Source organism: Clostridium mediterraneense (genome assembly GCF_900091705.1).
GTDB classification, from domain to species: domain Bacteria; phylum Bacillota; class Clostridia; order Clostridiales; family Clostridiaceae; genus Sarcina; species Sarcina mediterraneense.
The window spans coordinates 1,002,382-1,026,768 of record NZ_LT594785.1; the positions used below are offsets into that span (position 1 = coordinate 1,002,382).

Below are 24,387 nucleotides of genomic sequence, written 5' to 3' on the forward strand. Positions count from 1 at the left end.
TAAAGAACTTTAATAGAAAATATAGTGACAATAGTAAAAAAAAGTAATATAATCAAGCTGGTAATTAAGAGATAGAATGGTGGATGGACAGGTTTGAGGAAATTTTGTAGTTTAAGTTGTGATGAGATTATAAGAAGCTTTAATAGTGATAAAGTGAGAGGGTTATCATATAAAAATATAGAGATAAATTCAAAAAAATTTGGAAGTAATAAAATAGATTTTTCAATAAAAAAGGAAGAAAGTATTTTTACTTTGCTTAAGAGTAAATCTATATGGTTAATTTTATTTTCTATATTTTTGACTATATTAGCTAAACAATATATAAATACTTTTATTTTAATTATGATTTTAATAAGTATTTTTATAATTAGATATATTGAAATAAATGATTATAAAAAGCAAATAGAAAATTTATCAGATATTAATTATTCTGATATAAAAGTTATAAGAGGTGGAGTTAAGGATATAGTAAAAACTGAAGAGTTAGTTGTTGGTGATATAGTAATTTTAAATAAAAATAGTATTGTTCCAGCAGATATTAGAATTATTAAAAGTAATAAGCTTGGTATAAATGAAAGAAATATAACAGGTTTAGATTTAGCTATTAAAAAATATAGTGCTAAGTTAAGTGAGAGAGCAAAGTCTTTAACTGATTTTAATAATATAGCTTTTAGAGGAAGTAGAATAGAAGATGGAGACGGGCTAGGAGTAGTTATTAGTGTTGGTGAAAATACTCAGTTTTCAAGGATTTTAAGATATTTTAAGGAATTAAAAGAGAGAAGAAATAAGATAGCTAAAGATAATGAAAAAGCTATTAGTAATTTTAAAAAACCTATTATTATTTTTGCTTTAATTTTAAGTATAGGAATTTTACTTATTAATAGGGAAGATAAATTAGTGGTTATTTCAAATATGTGGTTTTTAATTGCTAGTGTAAGATTTATTAATCTTCTTTATATATTTAAATTAGTAAAAAGATATGATTTCACAAAGAAAGATATAGATATAAATAATATGATGATTCTAGATTATGCAAAAGACATAAATGTAGTATTTTTAGATAAGATAGGATCAATAGCAGAAGAGGAAATGAGAGTTAAAACTCTATATACTTCAGAAAAGTTAATAGATAAGATTGATAGTATAGATTTAAATGATATAAACATAAATAGGATTTTAGATATAGCACTTTTAAATAATGAAGCTAAATTTATAAGGGAAGAAAATAGATATGAAGGTGAATTAGTAGATATAGCTTTAATGAATTTTGCTACTGAGAAAAGAATTTTTAAAACTACTATAAATTCTAAATATCCACGTATTTTTAATATTACATATGATGTTGATAAGGGAGTTAGTACAAGTGTTAATAAAGCTAAGTCTCAATATAGGGCAAATGTTATAGGAAATGTAGATGAGCTTTTAGAAAAATGTAAGTTTATAATGATTGATGGAATAGAAAGAGAAATTACTATAAATGATATAGAGAAAATAAGAATGATAGATTTTAATATATCTAATAAAGCTTTAATAACTAGAGGCTTTGCATATAGAAGTTTTACATATGAACCAAGTGAAGATGAAAATATAGAAAGTAATCTTGTTTTTGTTGGAATTATAGGATTTGAAAATCCTATCAAGGATATGGTTATTGATTTAATTAGAGATATTAAATCTCAAAAAGTACATCCTATTTTAATAACGGAGGATAATAAGATTGTAGCAAATAGACTTGGAATATCTTTAGGTTTAACTAAAGGAATGGATGAAGTAATATCAGGGATTGAAATTTTATCTTTAGATAAAAAGGAACTTATAAATATTTTATCTAGAGTTAAAATATTGTGTAAGATAACTCCAGAAATAAAAACTAAAATAATATCTTTATTTGCAGAATCATATAAAATCTCAAGTATAGGGGAAAGTTTAGCTGATATTCCAAGTATTTCTTTGTCTGATATAGGAATAAGTAAAGGTAGAAAACCTGCAAAGCTTTTAAGAGATATATCTGATGTATATATAAGAGAGAATATTTTAGAAAAATTTATAGAAATAATGAATGTTAGTAAAGATTTAGCTTATAAAAAAGAGTGTGCTTTAAACTTCTTTAAGAGAGTGCTATTTATGGAATTAAGCTTAATTATAATTAGTTATCTAGTATTTAATGAATCAAGTATTAGATTTTTAATGTTCTATATATTTAATATTATTTTAGTAGCTTTAATTGGATTAATGGATATTTTTAATCCTAATAGGAATAGTAATTTTAATACTAAAGAGATTCTATTAAAAGATGGTTTAGGGCTTGGTATTATTGTATTTGCCATGATAATCTTTAAAGAAGATATTAAGGTTTCTATAATTGGATTCTCTCTTTTATATTTTAAATTTGTTATTGAAAAATTACTTGAAGTTAAGAACTTTAAAAGTATGAGTAAAGTATTAAAAATTATAGCTTCATTAAATAGTGGATTATTAATAATTAGTACAATATATTATTTAAAAGATTTAAGTAATATAATTAACAAACTTAGTATACTATTAATTATTTTTACTATTTTTATAATCTATGAATTTATTCATAAAAAATGGATAAAATCCTTACTAGGGTGATTTGGTGAGGAAGATAGATAAATTAGAAGTTAAAAAGCCTTTAATATATATATGCTTTGCAATTATGATAGGCTTAATAAATTTTATGCTTTTAAATATTAATATAAAGGGTATGGTTATATTTACTATATCCTTTATTACTATATATTTAATTACTTATAATAGAAAGTATTTTTGTATTTTATTAAGCTTTGTTTTTATTGGTTTTTTAAGCTCGTATTTTTATTATAACTTTTATCAAAATAGGCAGGATAATTTTAAGATAAGAATAACTGATACATATAAGGATCATTATTTAGGGATAGTTAATGGAAGAAAATTTTATATTTATTCAAAACAAAAGTTAGATGAAAATAAACTTATTTATGCTAATGGAAAATTTAAAAAAGATATAGATATACAAAGTGGTAGAGTAGGACATATTTTTGTAAAAGATATTTTAAAAACAAAGGAAGATTTTATTTTTAAACTTAGACAAATAAATGATAAGTACTATAATAATTTAAAATCATATATTGGTGAAAAAAATGCAGCTATGGCAACTGCCTTAGTATTTGGAGATAAGGATTATTTAGAATATGAAGATAAGGAAAAGTTAAAAGATATAGGAGTAATACATCTAATTTGTATATCAGGATTTCATATAGTTTTTATATACAGTATTTTAAAGAAATTTATAAAAAAAGAAATATCACTTGCTTTAGTATTTTTTTATGTAGTTTTAACAGGACTCACAGCATCTGCTTTAAGAGCTTATATAACTTTAGTAGTTTTAGAAATGTCTTTTAAAGTGAAGAAAAACTATAATTCAATAGCTGCACTTAGTTTATCTGCAATATTAATTCTTTTAGTAAAACCATATTACCTACTTGATATAGGATTTGATTTAAGTTATTTAGCTACTCTTGGGATATTATTATTTAATAAAGTCTTTCAAAGAGTGTTTTATTTCTTACCAAAGTATATAAATACTTCTCTTAGTATGAGTTTAGCAGCTCAAGTTTTTATATATCCATTTATGATATTTGTTTTTAAGAGTTTTACTATGAATTTTGCACTTGGAAGTTTTGTTTTAACCCCTTTAATATATTTACTTTTACCTTTAGGTATAGTTTCATTAATTATGTTTTTACTTAATGTAAGTATTTTATGGTTTTATTCATTGTTATCTATAGCTTTTAAGATATTTAATTTTTTAGTGGAATATTTACAATATTATTCCTTAGATATATTTTACTGTGAAGAGATCTACGCAGTTATTTATACTATTATATTAATTATTTTTAGTTCTATATATAAAGGTTATTTAAATAAGAAGTTTTTTGTTTTATGTTGCATGCTAATTTTTGTGATATTTATGTCTGAATTTAGCTTATTTACAAAGCTTTATCTATATGAAGATACATGGAATAATGCGCTAATTATTGAAAATGGATTTAAAAAAGTAGCTTATACTTCAAATGATTCAGATATATTTATAAACAAAATAAAAAAGGAAAATGCCATAAATAAAGTTAAAGTTTTAAAGAAAGATATCATGTTAAATTTAAGAAATAATTTTAATATATATGTAAATCCTAAGATAAAAGGCTCTTTTATAATGTTAAGCAATGATAATTATGATATAATTGACTTACTAAATGAAGATGAGAAAGTAGTTATAATGTTTAATGAAATTTATATAGATGAAAGAGGTCAGTAAAGGTGATAGATTTAGATAGATTAGAGGCTGATTTAAAGGCAAACAAACTAAATAATGCATATATACTTTGTGGTTTAGATGAGGTGCTAATAAAGGAAGCCATAGACAAGATAATGGAAAAATCTATTGACTTAAACTTTAAAGATTTAAATTCAGTAAAATTTGATGCAGTAGGCTTAGATTATGATACATTTATGAATGCTTGTGAAACCTTACCTTTTATGGCAGAGAAAAGAGCAGTTGTAGTATCTAGAGCAAATTTTTTAAGAGATAAATGTGATAATGACTCAAAAAGTTTTTATGAAAAAGCTAAATCATATTTTGAAACACCACCAGAAACTACTGTTATTATAGCTTATGTTCTTTTAAATGATAAAAGAGAAAGGGCTAATAAATTTAAAAAATTATTAGATCTTGATAAAAAAGGATGTACTATAGTATCAATAGACAAATTAAAAGGTGCTAGATTTTATAATAGAGTAGAAGAAATATTTAAATCTAAAGGTAAATCAATAGGGAAAATAGAACTTAAATATTTCTGTGAAATAGCTCATAATAATTTTGATATTATTGAAAAAGAAGTAGATAAGCTTGTTAATTATGCACAGGATAGAGATATAACAAGAGCTGATATTGATATTATGAAACAATCAAATAGTGAAGATGATATATTTGATTTAATAGATTTAATATCAATTAAGAAGCCAAATAAAGCTATAGATCTTATGAATGAGCTTTTTAATAAAGGAGAGGATGTATTCCCTATATTAAGACTTATACAAGGACAATTTCAGAGGCTTTATACAATTAAGGTAGGACTTAATAATGGTTTAAGAGTAGATGACTTTGTGAAAGAACTTAAATTACCAATATTTATAGTTGAAAAATTAATTGGACAAAGTAAAAGATTTAATGAAAATGCTATAAAGAAAGCATTGAATATTAGTTTAGAAACAGAAAAAAGATTAAAGAGTAAATCACATCTTGATAAAAGAACAGAGATGGAGATTATGCTTATAAATATTTTAGTATAAAAAAAGAAGTGCCTCATAGAGAGCACTTCTTTTTTATTAAGAGTGCAAGCACATCTTAATAAAAAGAAGGTGTTAGATTTCTAACACCAATACAATTAAGCCATAGCATTTAACTTGCTTGCTAATCTTGATTTCTTTCTAGCAGCCATGTTCTTATGTACTATACCCTTGCTAGCAGCCATATCTAATGATCTAGCAGCGGCTGTGTAAAGAACCTTAGCTTCTTCTACGTTATTAGCTTCAACTGCTACTTCAAACTTCTTGATTGAAGTCTTAAGTGCTGACTTAAGCATTTTGTTTCTTAAAGTCTTAGTTGCAGTTACTTTAATTCTTTTCTTAGCTGATTTAATATTTGCCATTCTAGTTCACCCCCTTTAATTTTTAACCATATGTGAAGTTTGGGGAAACTACACACGAGTTCATTATTTAACAAAGGTAATTATAACATCTAAAAAATATAAGTTCAAGTGTTTTTAAAATTAAAAGGACATAATTATTAAATTAAAAGGACAGGATATATTTATAACAAAAAAATTAAAGTAGGTGTTTTTTTATGGATAATGTAAGAACTGATATGGCCTTGGAAAAAAGAGAACTTTATGAGAAAAAATTTAAAAGGGAAATAGATGGTGTAATTGCCAAGGAAGAAATTATAGATGAGATAAAAGTTACAACTGTAGATATCATAAATGAAGATGGAGAAAAAAAGATCGGAAAAGGTATAGGGCGTTATATAACAATAGATATGCCATCAGAAGTTCATTATGATGCAGATATTAAAACTCAGGCATCACATCTTATAGCATCTAGTATTCAACAAATGATTAAAATTAAAGAGCATGATGTTACTTTAGTTGTTGGACTTGGAAATGAAGGAGTAACTCCAGATGCTTTAGGTCCAAAGGTTGTTAAAGGATTAATGGTTACAAGGCATTTAAAGAAATTAATACCAGAGCATTTTGGTGATGAAGTAAGACCAGTATGTGCTATTGCTCCAGGGGTTTTAGGAACAACAGGAATAGAATCAGGAGAAATAATAAAATCTTTGATTGAAAAAATAAAACCATCTCAAATAATTTGTATAGATGCATTAGCTTCTAGAAAATTAGAAAGAGTTGCAAATTCTATACAAATAACAGATACAGGAATAGAACCAGGAGCAGGTGTTGGAAATAATAGAATGAAAATAAATAAAGAAAATATGGGTGTTCCAGTTATAGCTATAGGAGTTCCAACAGTCGTAGATGCTGCAACAATAGCTAGTGATGCTATTGACTTAGTAATTGATGAAATGATTGAAAATGCTGATGAGAGCAAGGGATTTTATAATATGCTAAAAAATATAGATAGATATGAAAAATCTAAAATGATAAGAGAATTATTAAATCCTTATGTAGGAAATCTTATGGTAACTCCAAAAGAAGTTGATGATATAATAGACTCTATTTCTAAATTAGTTTCAGAAGGACTTAATGTTGCACTTCAACCTGATATGTTGTTAGAAGATATAAATAGTTTTTTAAATTAGGTAACATAATATTCCCCTGCTTTACATATAAATTTTATATAGAGGAGGGGATATTTTGTGGTACTAAGAAAAAGTAGCAAGAGAAAAAAGGAATTTCCCGTGGGATTAGTTCTGTTTCTAATTGTAACTCTTATATTTATGGGGAGGTTTATTAAAATAGCTTTACAAAGAGATGTTAAAGGTGGACTAGCATACATACAGTTAATTAATGCAGGAATGCCACTTATAGAAGGAACGTATTATGATGAGGAAGCGTATGAAGAAAGTAGTCTTACTATAAGTAGTATTGTTATAGAGACATTAGGAGTAGATAAAATAAATCCTGAAAATATATTAGCTTATGAACTACCAGGTTTTAATGAATATAATATGTTAGCAGATAATGAAACTAATGCTAAAGATGATATAGATTCTTTTGTTTTAGATAATACTAGTATAGATAAATCAGAAAAACCTAGTAATATAAAGGTTGAAGGTGTTAGAAATCCTAATATAGTTCAAACATTGGATCAATCAAAGCCAAGAGTTTTAATCTATAGTACTCATACTGATGAAGGATATTCACAACCAAGAGATTTTAGTCCTGACTCCGATAAGAATGTTATTGGAGTTGGAGAATTAATTGCTAAAGAGCTTGAAGAGTATTATGGAATATCAACAATTCATGATAAGACAAACCACTCAACTTTTTATCAGGAAAGTTATTATAGATCAAGAGAAACAGTGCAAAAGTATGCTGATAAATATGGAAGTTTTGATATGGTTATAGATTTGCATAGAGATGGTATAGGTACAAATGCAAATAAATCTATTGTAACAACAGAGCTAAATGGAGAAGCTCTTTCAAAGATTATGTTTGTAGATACTAGAAATAGTGAAAATTTTGAATCTACTCATGCAATGAATCAAAGAATGTATAAAAAATCTCAAGAAATATTCCCGGGACTTACAAGAGGAATAAGAACTGTAAATAGGGGAAGTGCAAAATATAATCAGCATATTCTTTTAAATTCAACACTTATAGAAGTTGGAGCAGAAAAGAGTACTCCACAAGAGGCTCAAAATTCAGCTAAATATATAGCAAGACTTATAGCAGAAGAATTATATGCAAGACAAAATGGAGAAACTCAATAAAATCCATTATAAATTGAATAAATATGGTAAATAAGGACACTCTTATAGATAGTATATTTAGGGGGTGTTCTTATTTGTTTAAAAGATTTATAGCAGTAATTGCAGTTGTTTTTTCACTTACAATGGGAGTATGGGGATTTTTTAAAGTAAATATAGCTGCAACTGAGGCTTTTAATAGTAATAAATATGAAATAACAAATGTTAATTATAAAGATATAAAAGAAAAAACAGGTTTAGATTTGAAAAAACTTAGTAAGGATAATAGTTTTATAAAAACTTATGATATAGGTAAAAAGTTTGTAGTTGTTTTTGGAAATTATAAAATTGATTTAAATGAAACTATTGCTGGACGAGTAATAGTTAATATAATGGATACAATAGATAGTGCAATAAAAAAAGTAGATGAATTAGCATATGATATTATCTATTAAAAACTAGCCATAATATTAACATTTCTATTCTAAGTTATGGTATAATCTATCTTGACTTATTTTACAATGGGGGTGAACGCTGTTCAAATTTAGACAAAGGAACAGATTGAATATGGATAAAAAGAAATTTATTAGAAATTTTTCAATAGTTGCACATATTGACCACGGTAAATCAACACTTGCAGATAGGCTCCTTGAAAAAACAGGAACATTAACTGAAAGAGAAATGGAACAACAAGTTCTAGATACTATGGAACTTGAAAAAGAAAGAGGAATAACAATCAAGTCACAAGCAGCTAGACTTATATATAAAAGAGAAAATGGAGAAGAATATATATTAAATCTTATTGATACTCCAGGACATGTCGATTTTACATATGAAGTATCAAGAAGTCTTGCAGCGTGTGAAGGAGCAATCTTAGTAGTTGATGCTACTCAAGGAATTCAAGCTCAAACACTTGCAAACTGTTATTTAGCTTTAGATAATGATTTAGAAATAGTACCTGTAATCAATAAAGTTGATTTACCAAGTGCTAGACCAGAAGAAATAAGAGCAGAAATAGAAGATGTTATTGGAGTAGAAGCATCAGAATGTCCTCTTATTTCAGCTAAAACAGGATTAAATATAGAAGATGTTTTAGAAGAAATAGTAGAAAAGGTTCCAGCACCTACAGGAGATAAAGAGGCTCCACTTAAAGCTTTAATTTTTGATTCTTATTATGATAGTTACAAAGGTGTAGTTTGTTATGTAAGAATTCGTGATGGAAAAGTTAAAGTTGGAACAAAAATAAGACTTATGGCAACAGGTAAAGAATACGAAGTTACAGAAGTTGGAGTATTTACACCAGGAATGATGCCAGTTCAAGAACTTGAAGCTGGAGAAGTTGGATATATAACAGCATCAATTAAAAATGTTAAAGATGCTAGAGTTGGTGATACTGTTACTGACGCAAATAATCCAACAAAAGAAGTTTTACCAGGATATAAACCAGCTATGCCAATGGTATTCTCAGGTATATATCCAGTTGATGGAGCTAAGTATGAAGAACTTAGAGAAGCATTAGAAAAACTTCAAATTAATGATGCAGCCCTTACATTTGAACCAGAAACATCAATAGCTTTAGGATTTGGATTTAGATGTGGATTCTTAGGACTTCTTCATATGGAAATCATGCAAGAAAGAATAGAAAGAGAATTTAATTTAGATATCATCACAACAGCACCATCAGTTATTTATAAGGTAACTAAGACAGATGGAGAAAAGTTTGATTTAACAAACCCAACAAATCTTCCAGATCGTTCAGAAATAGCATTTATGGAAGAACCAATGGTTAAGGCATCAATAATTACACCTTCAGAATATACAGGTGCAGTTATGGAACTTTGCCAACAAAAGAGAGGTAGATATATCGATATGAGATATATTGAAGAAACAAGAGTTGTTATAGATTATGACATGCCTCTTAATGAAATTGTTTATGATTTCTTTGATACTCTTAAATCAAAAACAAGAGGATATGCATCTCTTGATTATGAATTAAAAGGTTATGAAGAATCAGTTCTTGTTAAATTAGATATTCTTCTTAATGGAGATTCAGTTGACGCATTATCAATGATAGTTCCAGAAAGTGGAGCATATCAAAAAGGTAGAGCTATAACAGAAAAGCTTAAAGAAATAATACCAAGACAAATGTTTGAAGTTCCAATTCAAGCAGCAATCGGAAATAAGATTATAGCTAGAGAAACAGTTAAAGCTATGAGAAAAGATGTTCTTGCTAAATGTTATGGTGGAGATATTTCAAGAAAGAAAAAGCTTTTAGAAAAGCAAAAAGAAGGAAAGAAGAGAATGAGACAACTTGGCTCAGTCGAAGTTCCACAAGAAGCATTTATGGCAGTATTGAAAATAGATTAATTAAAAAGAAGTTTACTATTATATATAGTAAGCTTCTTTTTTACTAAAATTTATTCTGTAAAGTAGTTCTAAATATAATTCCTTATAAATATATTATTAAAAAATATTTATTTTAGTGAGGGATGTTTGTGAAATTAGAATTAAGAGATGTAAGTATAAAATGTAAAAAACTTAGAAGAAATAATATAGCTACAGGTACTTTAAGAAAAAATGATAAAGAAATTATTCCTATATCACTTTGTGGAACAGATATGGATAAATATATAAATGACTTTGGCTTTAATAAGCCTATTGAACTTGAATTGGGAGAAGAAAAGATTGAAGCAAAAATATTAAAGGTTTCTAGACATAACATAAATCATAATATTATTAATGTAGATTTTCAGCAAATAAATTAATAATACTTTTAATATTAAGTAAAGGAGGCTCTCTTTAATTAAGAAGAGCCTCTTTTATTTTTTATCTTATTTAATAAGAAGATTATATATTTTTATAATAAATTACCTATAAAAAATATGTTTAAATTTTAACTTAAAAAGAAACTATATGTATTAGGAGGTTTTTCTGAAAAGTGACAAATATATATAGTTGTTATATATTAAATGTAGTTATTAGCTTGGCTAATATTAATGAAAATAAATTTAAATAAATTAGGGAGCAGGATATTACATGAAAAATATATCATTATATATACATATACCATTTTGTGATCAAAAGTGTTATTATTGCGACTTTCCATCATTTGCAGGAAAGGGAGGATTAAAAGGGCAATATGTTGAAGCTTTGAATAAAGAAATAGATAATAAGAATTTAAAAAATTATATTATAGATACAATTTTTATTGGAGGTGGAACTCCCAGTTCATTAGAAGCTAGAGAGCTTGAAATTATGCTTAGAAAAGTAAATGAGTTAAATTTCTCAGATGATTTAGAATTTACTGTTGAATGTAATCCAGGAAGTATAACAAAAGAAAAGTTAAATGTTATGAAAAAGTATGGAGTAAATAGATTATCTATGGGGCTTCAAGCTGTTCAAAATACTTTACTTAGAGATATAGGAAGAATTCATAGTTATGAAGTTTTTAAAGAAAATTTTAATCTAGCAAGAGAATGTGGATTTAATAATATTAATGTAGATTTAATGTTTGCTCTTCCAGGACAAAAATTAAATGAATGGAAAGAAAGTTTAGAGCTTATATCTAGTTTAAAACCAGAACATATTTCAGCATATAGTTTAATTATTGAAGATGGAACTCCTTTTAGTAGAATGTATGAGCAAGGGAATTTAAAACTTCCAAATGAAGATATTGAAAGAGAAATGTATCATATGGCTAAAGATATTTTAGAGAGTAATGGAATGAAGCAATATGAGATATCTAATTATAGTAGAGAAAATTTAGAGTGTAGACATAATTTAGCTTACTGGGATATGAAGGAATGGATAGGAGTAGGTAGTGCTGCTAGTTCGTATATTGATGGGAATAGAATTACAAATGTTTCAGAAATAGAAGAATATATATCAAGAATTTCTGAAAATAAGTCACCAGAAGCAGAAAATCATATGAATACAGAAAAAGAAAATATAGAAGAATTTATGTTTATGGGACTTAGAAAAATAGATGGGGTTAGTGAAGAGGAATTTAAAAATAGATTTAATAAATCTATAGATGAGATTTATAAAGATATTATATTTAAATATATAGAACAAGGTTTAATTATACGAGAGGATAATAGAATAAAGTTAACAGCAAAAGGGATTGAATATTCTAATGTAGTTATGGCTGATTTATTATTAGAAATAGAATAATATCATCAAAAATAAATTAATTTTAAAATAAAATGAATTAGGGAGTAGGATATTACATGAAAAATATATCATTATATATACATATCCCATTTTGTGAGCAGAAGTATTATTATTGTGATTTTTCATCATTTATAGGAAAGGATAGTTTAAAGGGACAATATATTGATGCTTTAAATAAAGAAATAGATGATAAAAATTTAAATAAATATTTTATAGATACAATATTTATTGGGGGTGGAACTCCAAGTTTACTAGAAGCTGAAGAACTTGAAATTATATTTAAGAAAATAAATGAGTTAAATTTATCAGATAATTTAGAATTTACTATTGAGTGTACTCCTGGAAGTATAACAAAAGAAAAGCTAGATATCATGAAAAAATATGGAGTAAATAGATTATCCATAAAACTTCAAGCTATTCAGAATACTTTACTTAGAGATATAGGAAGAAATTATAGCTACGAGGTTTTTAAAGAGGAGTTTAATTTAGCTAGAGAGTGTGGTTTTAATAATATTAATGTAGATTTAATGTTTGCTCTTCCAGGACAAAAATTAAATGATTGGAAAGAAAGTTTAGAACTTATATCTAGTTTAAAGCCAGAACACATTTCAACATATAGTTTAATTATTGAAGAGGGAACTGTACTTGATAAATTGTATGAACAAGGCAAAGTAGAACTTCCTAATGAAGAGATTAAAAGAGAAATGTATTATATAGCTAAAGAAATTTTAGAAAGTAGTGGAATGAAGCAATATGAAATATCTAATTATAGTAGAGAAAATTTAGAAAGTAGACATAATATTGCTTACTGGGAAATGAAAGAATGGATTGGAGTAGGTAGTGCTGCTAGTTCACATATTAATGGAAGACGAATTACAAATATTTTAGAAGTAGAAGATTATATATCAAGGATTTTTAAAAATGAGCCAGTAGAAGTAGAAAATCATATTAATACACAAAATGAAAATATAGAAGAGTTTATGTTTATGGGACTTGGAAAAATAGATGGAATTAGTGAAGAAGAATTCAAAAATAGATTTAATAAATCAATAGATGAGATTTATGAAGATATTATCTCTAAACATATAAAAGAAGGTTTAATTATAAGAGAAGATAGGAGAATAAAGCTAACAGTAAAGGGGATTGAATATTCAAATATAATTATGGCAGACTTCTTATTAGAAATATAATTTAAAGTGTTATAAATAGTAGTAATATAGAATAAATAAAAGATAATTTAATATTTTGAAGAAATTCTGAATTTAATAAGTGAAAATTAAAATTGACGAATATATGGTAAAGTTATATATTATAAATATAGTCGTTAGCACTCAAGGTTAATGAGTGCTAATAAAAGAGGTGATAGTTATAAATGATAGATGAAAGAAAGCTTAGAATTCTTCAAGCTATTATAAATGATTATATTTCTACAGGAGAACCAGTTGGTTCTAGAACTATCGCTAAAAAATATGATCTTGGTGTAAGTCCAGCTACAATCAGAAATGAAATGGCTGACTTAGAAGAGATGGGGCTTTTAGAGCAACCACATACTTCAGCTGGGAGAGTACCATCAAGTAAAGGATATAGACTATATGTAGATAGAATAATGGAATATGAGAGAGTAAGTGTAGAAGATGAATTACGAATTAGAAATAGTATGTTAGAAACGCATGAGCGTGAAACAGAAATAAATTCATTAATTCATGAAGTAAGTAGTTTACTTTCAGAACTTACAGAACTTACTTGTGTGGTTAATCCACCATCTATAAAGAAAAGTTTCATAACATCTATACAGTTAGTACAAGTAGAACATGATAGTATCTTATGTGTAATGGTTATGGATAATGGCATTATTAAGAATAAATTAGTTAAAGTGAAGGGAGAAATCCCAGATCTTCAAACTTTAAGTCAGATAGCTTTTGTACTAACAAAATGTTTACAAAATTTATCTATAGAAGAAATTAATCTTGAAGTTATAAATAATGTCAAGAAGTACTTAGAAGGTTATGACCATATATTTAATGCAATTCTACCTGCTTTATATGAATGTTTAAAAAGCAAGAGTGCAGAAGAATTAATTATGGAAGGAACCACTAATATATTTAAGTATCCAGAATATAACGACATTGAAAAAGCAAAAGAAATGTTAGCACTACTTCATAATAAGGATTATATAACAAGCCTTATAGATTCTAGTGATGGCATTACTATAAAAATAGGAGATGAAAACTTTATTCCTGAAGCTAAAGAATGTTCAGTTATATCAGCCAGCTATTCAATTGGTGGTAGAGATTTAGGAACTATAGCTCTTATAGGACCTAGAAGAATTAATTATTCAAAAGTTCTAAGTATCATGGATAAAGTTATGAAAGAATTAAATGAAACTTTAAATGATGATATTTAGTTAATAATATAATTAGAATTGAGGTGTTAATAAAGCTATGGATCAAGAAAAAAAAGATGAAATAGTAAATGAAGAAGAAGTAAAGATAGATGAAACTGTAGAAACTTCAGAAGAGGAAGTAGTGAGTGAATCTACTGAATCAAATGAAGAAAGTCTTAAAGAAGATGAATTGAAGGATTTAAAGAAAGAGTTTATGTTATTTAAAGACAAGAGTAAAAGAATGGAAAATGAGCTTGAGGCTTATAAAGATAGACTTTTAAGATTAAGTGCTGAATATGAAAACTACAGAAAAAGAACAGAAAAAGAAAAAGAAAGAATTTACACAGATGCGTGTGAAGATGTTCTTGTAAAGATGTTACCTGTTCTTGATAATTTAGAAAGAGCAATTTCTGTTGAAAATAGCTCAGTAGAAGCTTATAAAACAGGAGTTGAAATGACAATAAAGCAATTTATTGATGCTCTAGAAAAACTAGGTGTTGAAGAAATTGAAACTGAAAATGGTTTTGATCCAAACTTACATCAAGCAGTAATGCATATTCAAGATGAAAATTTTGATGCTAACCAAGTTGCAGAAGTATTCCAAAAGGGATATAAAAAAGGTGACAAGGTAATTAGATTTACAATGGTAAAGGTAGCAAACTAATATAGCTACTAATTTAAAATAAATAATTAATTTAAGATTTTAAATTTGAGGAGGAAATTAATATGAGTAAAATAATTGGAATAGATTTAGGAACAACAAATTCATGTGTATCAGTTATGGAAGGTGGAGAACCAGTAGTTATTACTAATGCAGAAGGTTCAAGAACTACTCCTTCAGTAGTATCATTCCAAAATGATGGAGAAAGATTAGTAGGACAAATTGCTAAAAGACAAGCAATAACAAACCCAGATAAGACAATAATCTCAATAAAGAGACATATGGGAACAGATTATAAAGTAAATATAGATGGTAAAGAATATACACCACAAGAAATATCAGCAATAATACTTCAAAAATTAAAAGCTGATGCAGAAGCTTATCTTGGAGAAAAAGTAACTCAAGCAGTTATCACAGTTCCAGCTTACTTTAATGATGCTGAAAGACAAGCAACAAAGGATGCTGGTAAAATAGCAGGACTTGAAGTATTAAGAATTATCAACGAACCAACAGCAGCAGCTTTATCATATGGTTTAGATAAAATGGATGATGCTCACAAGATTTTAGTATATGACCTAGGTGGTGGAACATTCGACGTTTCAATATTAGACCTTGGTGATGGAGTATTCGAAGTTGTATCAACAAATGGTGATGCTAGACTTGGTGGAGATGACTTTGACCAAAGAATAATAGATTATATCGCAGAAGATTTCAAAGCTCAAAATGGAATTGATTTAAGACAAGATAAAATGGCTCTTCAAAGATTAAAAGAAGCAGCAGAAAAAGCTAAGATTGAATTATCATCAGCTTCACAAACAATGATCAACTTACCATTCATAACAGCAGATGCTACAGGTCCAAAGCACGTTGATATGACACTTACAAGAGCTAAGTTTGATGATATGACAAGTGATTTAGTTCAAAAGACAATAGAAATAATGAAGACAGCTTTAAGTAGCGGAAACGTAAACTTAAGTGATATAGATAAGGTTATCTTAGTTGGTGGATCAACAAGAATACCAGCAGTTCAAGAAGCTGTTAAGAAGTTCACAGGAAAAGAACCTTCAAAGGGAGTTAACCCAGATGAAGTTGTTGCAATGGGTGCTGGAATCCAAGCTGGAGTTTTAGCTGGAGATTCAAGCGTTGAAGGAATCTTATTACTTGATGTTACACCACTTAGCCTTGGTATTGAAACATTAGGTGGAGTTGCAACTAAGTTAATCGAAAGAAATACAACAATACCTACAAGAAAGAGTCAAATATTCTCAACAGCAGCAGATAACCAAACATCAGTTGAAATTAATATTGTTCAAGGTGAAAGAGAAATGGCTGCAGATAATAAGTCATTAGGAAGATTCACACTTAGTGGAATTGCTCCAGCAAGAAGAGGAGTTCCTCAAATAGAAGTTTCATTTGATATAGATGCTAACGGTATAGTTAAGGTATCAGCAATAGATAAGGCTACAAATAAAGAAGCTAATATCACAATAACAGCTTCAACAAACTTATCAGAAGAAGAAATAGATAAGGCTGTTAAGGAAGCAGAAAAATTTGCTGAAGAAGATAAGAAGAGAAAAGAATCAATAGAAATTAAGAATAATGCAGAACAAGTTATTTATCAAACAGAAGATGCTATAAAGGAACTTGGTGACAAGTTAGAAGCAGAAGATAAATCAAAGGTTGAAGCTAAAATGGAAGCATTAAAGGCTGTTAAAGATGGAGAAGATTTAGAAGCTATTAAGAAGGCAATGGAAGAATTACAACAAGAATTCTATGCAATCTCAGCTAAGTTATATCAACAAAATCCAGAAGCTGCAGCAGAAGGTGCTCAAACAAGCGAAGCTAAAAAAGAAGACGATAACGTTGTAGATGCAGACTTCAAGGTTGACGAAGATAAGTAATATAAAAACTACAAAAAGTTTTAAAGCTTTGGTATAATTAAAAAGAATTTAAAGGGAAGGCTAAAGTCTTCCCTTTTTCTAAGTAAGGATAATATATTAATAAATAGTAAATAGAAAATTTATAGGTGGTGTAAAAATGGCTAAAAGAGATTTTTATGAAGTCTTAGGATTAGAAAAAGGGGCTTCAGATGATGAAATCAAAAGAGCGTTTAGAAAATTAGCAGTTAAATATCACCCTGATAAAAATAAGGGTGATAAAGAAGCAGAAGAAAAATTTAAAGAAATAAATGAAGCATATCAAGTACTTTCAAATCCAGAAGAAAAAGCTAAGTATGATCAATTTGGTCATGCTGGTATGGATGGTGGCTTCGGTGGTGGAGCTGGTGGATTTGGTGGCTTTGGTGGATTCGACATGGGTGACATGGGTGGATTCGGTGATATATTTGAAAGTTTCTTTGGAGGCGGCTTTGGAGGCGGCTCAAGTAGAAGAAATAATGGACCAATAAGAGGTGGAGATCTTGAATATAGTTTAAATATAACTTTTGAAGAGGCTATGTCAGGTGTTGAAAAGCAATTTAATATAACAAGAGAAGAAAATTGTGAAACATGTAGTGGATCAGGTGCAAAACCTGGAACAAGTAAGAAGACATGTTCTAAGTGTGGAGGATCTGGACAAATTAGAGTTCAAAGACAAACACCTCTTGGAAGTTTTGTTTCAACAAGCGCTTGTGATGAATGTAACGGAACAGGAGAAATTGTAGAAACTCCATGTACTGATTGTAGAGGCAAGGGAAGAGTTAGAAAATCAAGAAAGATTACTGTTAATATTCCAGCAGGGGTTGATACAGGAAACATACTTACATTAAGAGGTCAAGGAGAACATGGATTAAAGGGTGGCCCAGCAGGAGATTTATATGTAAGAGTAAATGTTGCACCTTCTAAGATATTTAAGAGAGAAGGATCAGATATTTACTACGATTATAAGATGTCAATGACAAAAGCAGCTCTTGGTGCAGAAATAACAGTTCCAACAATAGATGGTAATGTTAAATATACAGTTCCAGCAGGAACACAACCAGGAACAAGATTTAGATTAAAGGGTAAAGGTGTTCCAAGAATAAATTCAACAATGAGAGGAAACCAATACGTTAATATAATAGTAGAAGTTCCTAAGAATTTAAATAAAGAACAACAAGAAGCTCTTAAAGTATTTATGAATACTTTAGGTGAAGAAACAGAAGAAGCTGTGACAAAGAAAAAAGGTTTCTTTGATGAATTAGGAGATAGATTCAAAAAGAAATAATCTGAAAAATAAAAGGGGCTAGGGCTCCTTTTATTTTTTTGTAAAAAATATATTTCATATTTTAAGCTTTTTATTTAATAATATAAAATATTATTTTAAATTATGAGTTAAGAGGTTATAATTATACTAGCAAGTTTAAGGTACAATTAAGATGGACTTTATATAAAGAAAGGAATTGATACATATGGAAGGTAATTGGATTGAAATACAAGTTATAACAAAAAGTGAGGCTTTAGAACCTATATCAGGAATATTCTATGGATTAGATTGTAAGGGAGTTGCAATTGAAGACCCTAATGATGTTTTAGGAAGAGAACAAGGACCTTTAACATGGGATTTTGCAGATTTAAATATATTTGAACATAAAGGTAAAGTAGCTGTAGTAAAGGCTTATTTTGCAGAAACAGAAAATATAGAAGAAACTATTAAATATATAGAAGAAAAGATAGCAGAAATTAAGGACTGGGGAATAGATATTGGAGAAGGTAAAGTCTTAACGGAAGCAATGAAGGAAGAAGACTGGGCAAATAATTGGAAGAAGTACTATAAACCAACAAAGATAGGTAATAGAATAGTTGTTAAACCTATTTGGGAAGATTATGAAGTTAAAGATAATGAATTAATAGTAGAACTTGATCCAGGTATGGCTTTTGGAACAGGAACACATGAAACCACAAGAATGTGTGCAGAAGCTTTAGAAAAGTATGTTCAAGAAGATTCAACAGTATTCGACATTGGAACAGGTTCAGGTATATTAGCTCTTGTTGCATCAAAGCTTAATGCAAAACATGTTGTAGGGGTTGACTTAGATCCAGTAGCAGTAGAAGCAGCAAAAGAAAATGTAGGACATAATAATGTAGATAATATAGAAGTTATATATGGAAATCTTGTTGATGTTGTTGAAGGTAAGGCAGATCTTGTTGTGGCTAATATTTTAGCTGAAATAATATGTATTTTAACTGATGATGTCAAGAAGGTATTAAAACAAGGTGGTTTATTTATTTCATCAGGAATTATCCATGATAAGAGAGATATGGTTTTAAATAAACTTGAAGAACAAGGATTTGAAATTATAGAAGCTAATAAAGATGGAGAATGGAACTGTATAGTTGCTAAATTAAAATAGTTTAAAGGAGAAATAATATGCATAAGTTTTTTACTCCTGCAGAACTTTTTACAGATACACATGCTGTAATTCGTGGTGATGATGTTAAGCATATATATAAGGTTTTAAGAGTAACTAAGGGAGAGAAAGTTGCTATTAATAATCTTTGTGGAGAAGAGTTTCTAGGAGAGATAGAGGAAGTTAATAAACAAGAAGTTATTGTTAAGATACTTGAAAAGTTTGATACTAATAATGAAAGTAATCTTGAAATTTATTTATTCCAAGGTATGCCAAAGGCTTCAAAGATGGATTTAATTGTTCAAAAGGGAGTTGAACTTGGAATAAAAGAGTTTATACCAGTTATAACTAGTAGAGTTGATGTTAAATTAAAAGGTGAATTTAAAAAACTTGATAGATTAAATAAAATAGCTTTAGAGGCTTCAAAACAAAGTAAGAGAAGTCATATAGCAAAAATTTTAGAGCCTATAAGTTTTGATGAGGCTTTAAGTGAAATGAAGGAAATGGATCTTATAGTTGTACCATATGAAAATGCTACAGGATATGGAGTAAAAAGTATGGCAAGAGCTATAGGAGATAAGGATATACAAAAGATAGCTGTTGTAATAGGACCAGAAGGTGGATTTGAAGAAGAAGAAATTGAGATGCTAAAGAATATTGATGCTCATATAGTAACTTTAGGACCTAGAATCTTAAGAACTGAAACAGCTGGATTCACTTGCTCAAGTTTATTACAATATGAGTTTGGAGATTTAGGAGGAAATTAGGAATGAAGGTTGCTTTTTCTACTTTAGGATGTAGGGTAAATAAATATGAATCAGAAGCAATGATTGAGAAATTTGTAAAAGAAGATTATGAAGTTGTTGATTATGGAGAAGTTGCAGATGTTTATGTAATAAATACTTGTTCTGTAACTAATATGGGGGATAAGAAATCAAGACAACTTATAAGTAAGGCTAGAAGACAAAATGATAAAGCTATTATAGCTGTTGTAGGTTGTTATTCTCAAATAGCTTCAAAGGAAGTTGAAGCTATTGAGGGGGTTGATGTTGTTCTTGGAACAAGAAATAAAGGGGATATTGTCTATTATGTAAATAAAGCTAGAGAAGAAGGAAAGCAACAAGTTAAAGTTGGCGCAGTTCTTAGAAATAAAGTATTTGAAGAACTTAATGTTGAACAATATCAAGGAAATATTAGAGCTTTCTTAAAAATACAAGATGGATGTAATAGATTCTGTAGTTATTGCATAATTCCATATACTAGAGGATCAATTTGTTCAAAGAATCCAAAAAGAGTTATAGAAGAAATAAATACACTTGCAAAGGATGGTTTCCAAGAAGTAGTTTTATCAGGAATACATATAGCTTCATTTGGTTATGACTTAGATGAAAAGATAACATTAATAGATATATTAGAACAAATAGAAGATATAGATGGAATAGAAAGAGTTAGAATTGGATCAATAGAACCTAATTTCTTTACAGAAGAAGCTATTGGAAGAATTATGAAGCTTAAGAAACTTTGTCCGCAATTCCACCTTTCACTTCAAAGTGGATGTACAGCTACTTTAAAGAGAATGAATAGAAGATATACAGCAGAAGATTATGAAGCTACTGTAAATATGCTTAGAGATAAGATAGAAAATGTTTCTATTACTACTGATGTAATTGTTGGATTCCCAGGAGAAACAGATGAAGAGTTTAATGAAACTTATAATTTCTTAGATAGAATTAAACTTACAAAGATGCATATCTTTAAGTATAGTCCTAGAAAAGGAACAAGAGCTGCTACTATGGAAAATCAAATTGATGGAAATGTTAAAGAAGAAAGAAGTAAGAAGCTTATAGAACTTAATGATAGAAATGAAAAAGAATTTGCTAAGAATTCTATAGGAAAAGAAATGGAAGTTTTATTTGAATATAATCACCAAGGTGTTGTTGGAGGATATTCAGAAAATTACCTTGCTGTAGAATTGAAGACAGATGAGGATATTATAGGTAAAATAAGAAAAGTAAAAATAATTGATAGTAAAAATGAAATTGCTATAGGTGAATTAGTATAAATAATATATAAGAAGTGTTATACTATATTTAGAAATTTTATTAGTAGGAGGTGAAAAGATGACAGATTGTATTTTTTGCAAAATAATAGCTGGAGAAATTCCAAGCAAAAAAATATATGAAGATGATAAGGTCTTAGCTTTCTATGATATAGAGCCATCAGCACCAGTACATTTTTTAGTTATTCCTAAAGCTCATATAGCTAGTGTTAATGAAATAAATGAAGAAAATGCAGATATAATTTCACATATATTTAAGAGTATTAATAAAATAGTACAGGAGTTAAATATAGCAGATACAGGTTATAGAGTTATTACTAATTGTGGAGAAGATGGTGGTCAAACTGTAGGTCACTTACATTTCCATATTATTGGTGGACGTAAGCTTCATTGGCCAGCAGGATAAAAAATATAAAAGTTTTATAAATTATTGACACTTATAAAATAATTATAGTATAATATAGCGTGTGTTATTTAGCCCACGGCTGTGAATTAATCTATAATTTACGCTAGCGGAGGGAGGGAAAAAGAATGTCAGAAATCAGAGTTAAAGAAAATGAATCATTAGAACAAGCACTAAGAAGATTTAAGAGACAATGTGCTAGAGCAGGAGTGCTTTCAGAAGTAAGAAAAAGAGAACACTATGAAAAGCCAAGTGTTAAGAGAAAGAAAAAATCAGAAGCTGCAAGAAAGAGAAAGTTCAAGTAGTTTTTAATTTAAAAGTTTTATAAATTATAAATAATCTTTTGAAAGAAGGTATTTAAATGCCAACTATTAAAGATAAACTTCAAGAAGACTGGAAGCAGGCTTTAAAGGATAGAGACAAATTTAAGTCTAATGTTTTAAGTACTGCTAAGTCAGCTATACTCCTTGTTGAAAAAAATGAGGGTGTTAAGCTTGAGGATGAAAAAGTTATAGAAATCTTAGCAAAAGAAGTCAAGCAAAGAAGAGAAGCTATGCTTGAATTCGAAAAGGGAAATAGACAAGATTTAGTTGATCAAAGTAAAGCTGAGATCGAAATTTTGTTAAACTACCTTCCTCAGCAGTTAAGTGAAGAAGAAATAAAAAGCATAATTGAAAACGCAGCAGTGGAAATTGGAGCAAATAACATTAAAGACATGGGTAAACTGATGTCTAAGATTAGACCAGTAACTGTTGGTAAAGCAGACGGAAAACATGTCAGTCAATTAGTAAAAGAGTATTTAAATAAGTAGAGAATTCGCTGAAAAGCGGATTCTTTTTTTTTATCTTAAATTTTCAATATTATGTTATATGTAATAAACAGGATATTTTACTCATAAATTATTAGGGGATTAATTATAAGGAGAATATTTATGAGTAGATTAGAAAGAAATAAAGAAAGTAAGTTAGAAAAATTAGATATACCTAAAGATATTGTTTTATCATTTCCAAAGATAGAGATAATAGGAAGAAATGAGATAAGAATAGAGAATCATAAGGGAATTATAATTTTTGATAAGCAAGAAATTAAGCTAAAAACTAAGGTTGGAGTTTTAAAAATATTAGGTGATAATTTTAACTTATTATTTATGGGTGGAGAGACTCTCATAATTGAAGGTGATTTAAAATCATTAGAATATGAGGGGGGAAAATAAAATGAATATTATGTTTTTAGGTAATGCTATTATAAGTGTTGAAGTAAAAGTTTTTAAGGTTGAACATATTTTAAATTTGATGAGGAACAACTCTTTTGAAATTCGTAATTTAAGAAAGATAGATGCTGTTACTATAAGATTTGATATTAGATATAAGGATTATAAGGCTATTAAGAAGTTTGTTAAGAGTATGGGGGGGAAGATAAAAATAAAATCTAATGGCAAGCTTCTTAGTTTTTTTATTGCTGCAAAAAAGAGTATAGCTTTAGTTGTAGGAGCATGTTTATTTAGTTTGATTTTATTTGGAATGTCTAAATTTATATGGAGAATTAATATAGAAAGTAAAAATTATCTGCCACCATATGAGGTTAGGAGTTATTTAAAGGGAATAGGGATTAGCCCAGGAATAAGAAAGTCAAGTATAGATGTTTATGATATTGAGAAAAAAGTAGAAAAAAATATGGATGGAATAATGTGGATTAATGTTAGAATAGAAGGTTCTACTCTTATGGTTAAATTTGAAGAAAAAAAAGCTACAAATATTAGAGAAAAGAAGGAAGAAGATATAGGTTCGGAGAAAGTAGCTAAAATGGATGGAGTTGTAAAAAGAATTTATACTTCTTCAGGAACTGCAGCAGTAAAGGATGGAGATCCAGTAAAAAAAGGAGATGTACTTATAAAGGGAGAAGAAATAATATCTGATCTTGAGACAGATGGAGTTAGTGAAAGTAAGAAAGTTATACCAGAGGGAGTTGTAATAGCAGATACTTTATATGAAAAAATTGTAGAGCTTAAAGTTAGTGGAGAAGAGGAAGTTTATACTAATGAAACAGATGAAGAAATATATTTAGATTTGTTTGGAAAGAAAATTTATCTTAAAAAGGCAAAGAAAGATTTCAAGAGTTATGATAAAATAGAACATAAGGGAAAAATTATAAAGAAAAATGTTTATCATGAGAAAAAAGTAGAAAAGATAAACAAAAGTGAAGAGGCTATAATTGAAGAAGCTATAGCTAAGCTAGAGAAGGCTACTGTAAAAGAAATAAGTAGGCAGGCTGTAATAGTTGATAAAAAGAAGAGTACAGAAGATATTGGTGATGGGAAGATATTATTAAAGGTTTTATTTGTAGTAGAACAAGACATAGTATCTTTTTAATTAACTTATCTAATAATATATCAAA

General features: G+C 28.0%; 23 protein-coding genes. 22 read left to right on the forward strand and 1 reads right to left on the reverse strand.

The window, feature by feature from the left end; genetic code table 11:
* Positions 1–93 precede the first annotated feature (93 nt).
* From BN8917_RS06850 to holA, 3 genes are read left to right on the forward strand one after another with little or no spacing between them, the layout of a single operon-like run.
* Positions 94–2,613 carry a P-type ATPase actuator domain-containing protein gene (locus BN8917_RS06850; protein ID WP_066872380.1) on the forward strand — a complete coding sequence of 840 codons (2,520 nt, stop codon included), beginning with the start codon at positions 94–96 and terminating at the stop codon, positions 2,611–2,613.
* Between the two features lie 4 nt (positions 2,614–2,617).
* On the forward strand, positions 2,618–4,315 hold the full coding sequence (locus tag BN8917_RS06855) for a ComEC/Rec2 family competence protein (RefSeq protein WP_066872383.1): 1,698 nt from the start codon (positions 2,618–2,620) through the stop codon (positions 4,313–4,315).
* A gap of 2 nt (positions 4,316–4,317) precedes the next feature.
* On the forward strand, positions 4,318–5,349 hold the full coding sequence (holA, locus tag BN8917_RS06860) for a DNA polymerase III subunit delta (RefSeq protein ID WP_066872386.1): 1,032 nt from the start codon (positions 4,318–4,320) through the stop codon (positions 5,347–5,349).
* A 95-nt stretch (positions 5,350–5,444) separates the two neighbouring features.
* On the opposite strand, the gene rpsT is transcribed toward holA, so the two are convergent.
* On the reverse strand, positions 5,445–5,708 hold the full coding sequence (gene rpsT, locus BN8917_RS06865; RefSeq protein WP_066872390.1) for a 30S ribosomal protein S20: 264 nt from the start codon (positions 5,706–5,708) through the stop codon (positions 5,445–5,447).
* A gap of 194 nt (positions 5,709–5,902) precedes the next feature.
* Here rpsT and gpr point away from each other — a divergent pair, with 194 nt between their 5' ends.
* From gpr to yqfD, 19 genes are all read left to right on the forward strand, one after another.
* Entirely contained in the window at positions 5,903–6,877 is a 975-nt protein-coding gene (gpr, locus tag BN8917_RS06870) for a GPR endopeptidase (protein WP_066872393.1), read from the forward strand.
* A gap of 138 nt (positions 6,878–7,015) precedes the next feature.
* Entirely contained in the window at positions 7,016–8,011 is a 996-nt protein-coding gene (locus BN8917_RS06875) for a stage II sporulation protein P (protein WP_207644764.1), read from the forward strand.
* Between the two features lie 74 nt (positions 8,012–8,085).
* Entirely contained in the window at positions 8,086–8,442 is a 357-nt protein-coding gene (locus tag BN8917_RS06880; RefSeq protein WP_066872399.1) for a hypothetical protein, read from the forward strand.
* A 112-nt stretch (positions 8,443–8,554) separates the two neighbouring features.
* The gene (lepA, locus tag BN8917_RS06885) at positions 8,555–10,354 is read left to right on the forward strand and encodes a translation elongation factor 4 (RefSeq protein ID WP_066875398.1); all 1,800 of its coding nucleotides are present in this window, start codon (positions 8,555–8,557) and stop codon (positions 10,352–10,354) included.
* 128 nt (positions 10,355–10,482) lie between these two features.
* Positions 10,483–10,752 carry a hypothetical protein gene (locus BN8917_RS06890; RefSeq protein ID WP_066872402.1) on the forward strand — a complete coding sequence of 90 codons (270 nt, stop codon included), beginning with the start codon at positions 10,483–10,485 and terminating at the stop codon, positions 10,750–10,752.
* A gap of 271 nt (positions 10,753–11,023) precedes the next feature.
* Entirely contained in the window at positions 11,024–12,160 is a 1,137-nt protein-coding gene (hemW, locus tag BN8917_RS06895) for a radical SAM family heme chaperone HemW (protein WP_066872405.1), read from the forward strand.
* Between the two features lie 56 nt (positions 12,161–12,216).
* The gene (gene hemW / locus BN8917_RS06900; protein WP_066872408.1) at positions 12,217–13,350 is read left to right on the forward strand and encodes a radical SAM family heme chaperone HemW; all 1,134 of its coding nucleotides are present in this window, start codon (positions 12,217–12,219) and stop codon (positions 13,348–13,350) included.
* 182 nt (positions 13,351–13,532) lie between these two features.
* A complete protein-coding gene (gene hrcA, locus BN8917_RS06905) occupies positions 13,533–14,564 on the forward strand; it encodes a heat-inducible transcriptional repressor HrcA (protein WP_066872411.1) in 1,032 nt (343 codons plus the stop codon).
* 37 nt (positions 14,565–14,601) lie between these two features.
* Positions 14,602–15,207 (forward strand): nucleotide exchange factor GrpE, encoded by a 606-nt coding sequence (gene grpE / locus BN8917_RS06910; RefSeq protein ID WP_066872414.1) that lies wholly within the window; start codon positions 14,602–14,604, stop codon positions 15,205–15,207.
* Between the two features lie 62 nt (positions 15,208–15,269).
* Positions 15,270–17,105 carry a molecular chaperone DnaK gene (gene dnaK / locus BN8917_RS06915; protein ID WP_066872417.1) on the forward strand — a complete coding sequence of 612 codons (1,836 nt, stop codon included), beginning with the start codon at positions 15,270–15,272 and terminating at the stop codon, positions 17,103–17,105.
* 136 nt (positions 17,106–17,241) lie between these two features.
* Positions 17,242–18,408, forward strand: coding sequence for a molecular chaperone DnaJ (dnaJ, locus tag BN8917_RS06920; protein ID WP_066872419.1), 1,167 nt, complete (start codon positions 17,242–17,244; stop codon positions 18,406–18,408).
* Between the two features lie 184 nt (positions 18,409–18,592).
* On the forward strand, positions 18,593–19,534 hold the full coding sequence (gene prmA, locus BN8917_RS06925; protein ID WP_066872422.1) for a 50S ribosomal protein L11 methyltransferase: 942 nt from the start codon (positions 18,593–18,595) through the stop codon (positions 19,532–19,534).
* A gap of 17 nt (positions 19,535–19,551) precedes the next feature.
* A complete protein-coding gene (locus BN8917_RS06930) occupies positions 19,552–20,298 on the forward strand; it encodes an RsmE family RNA methyltransferase (protein ID WP_066872424.1) in 747 nt (248 codons plus the stop codon).
* Between the two features lie 2 nt (positions 20,299–20,300).
* Positions 20,301–21,593 (forward strand): tRNA (N(6)-L-threonylcarbamoyladenosine(37)-C(2))-methylthiotransferase MtaB, encoded by a 1,293-nt coding sequence (gene mtaB / locus BN8917_RS06935; RefSeq protein WP_066872427.1) that lies wholly within the window; start codon positions 20,301–20,303, stop codon positions 21,591–21,593.
* Between the two features lie 58 nt (positions 21,594–21,651).
* Positions 21,652–21,996 carry a histidine triad nucleotide-binding protein gene (locus tag BN8917_RS06940; protein ID WP_066872430.1) on the forward strand — a complete coding sequence of 115 codons (345 nt, stop codon included), beginning with the start codon at positions 21,652–21,654 and terminating at the stop codon, positions 21,994–21,996.
* A 125-nt stretch (positions 21,997–22,121) separates the two neighbouring features.
* Entirely contained in the window at positions 22,122–22,298 is a 177-nt protein-coding gene (gene rpsU, locus BN8917_RS06945; protein WP_003451446.1) for a 30S ribosomal protein S21, read from the forward strand.
* A gap of 56 nt (positions 22,299–22,354) precedes the next feature.
* Positions 22,355–22,804 carry a GatB/YqeY domain-containing protein gene (locus BN8917_RS06950; RefSeq protein WP_066872433.1) on the forward strand — a complete coding sequence of 150 codons (450 nt, stop codon included), beginning with the start codon at positions 22,355–22,357 and terminating at the stop codon, positions 22,802–22,804.
* A gap of 120 nt (positions 22,805–22,924) precedes the next feature.
* Positions 22,925–23,206, forward strand: coding sequence for a sporulation protein YqfC (gene yqfC / locus BN8917_RS06955; protein ID WP_066872436.1), 282 nt, complete (start codon positions 22,925–22,927; stop codon positions 23,204–23,206).
* Position 23,207: 1 nt separating this feature from the next.
* Positions 23,208–24,362, forward strand: coding sequence for a sporulation protein YqfD (gene yqfD, locus BN8917_RS06960; protein ID WP_066872441.1), 1,155 nt, complete (start codon positions 23,208–23,210; stop codon positions 24,360–24,362).
* Positions 24,363–24,387 lie beyond the last annotated feature (25 nt).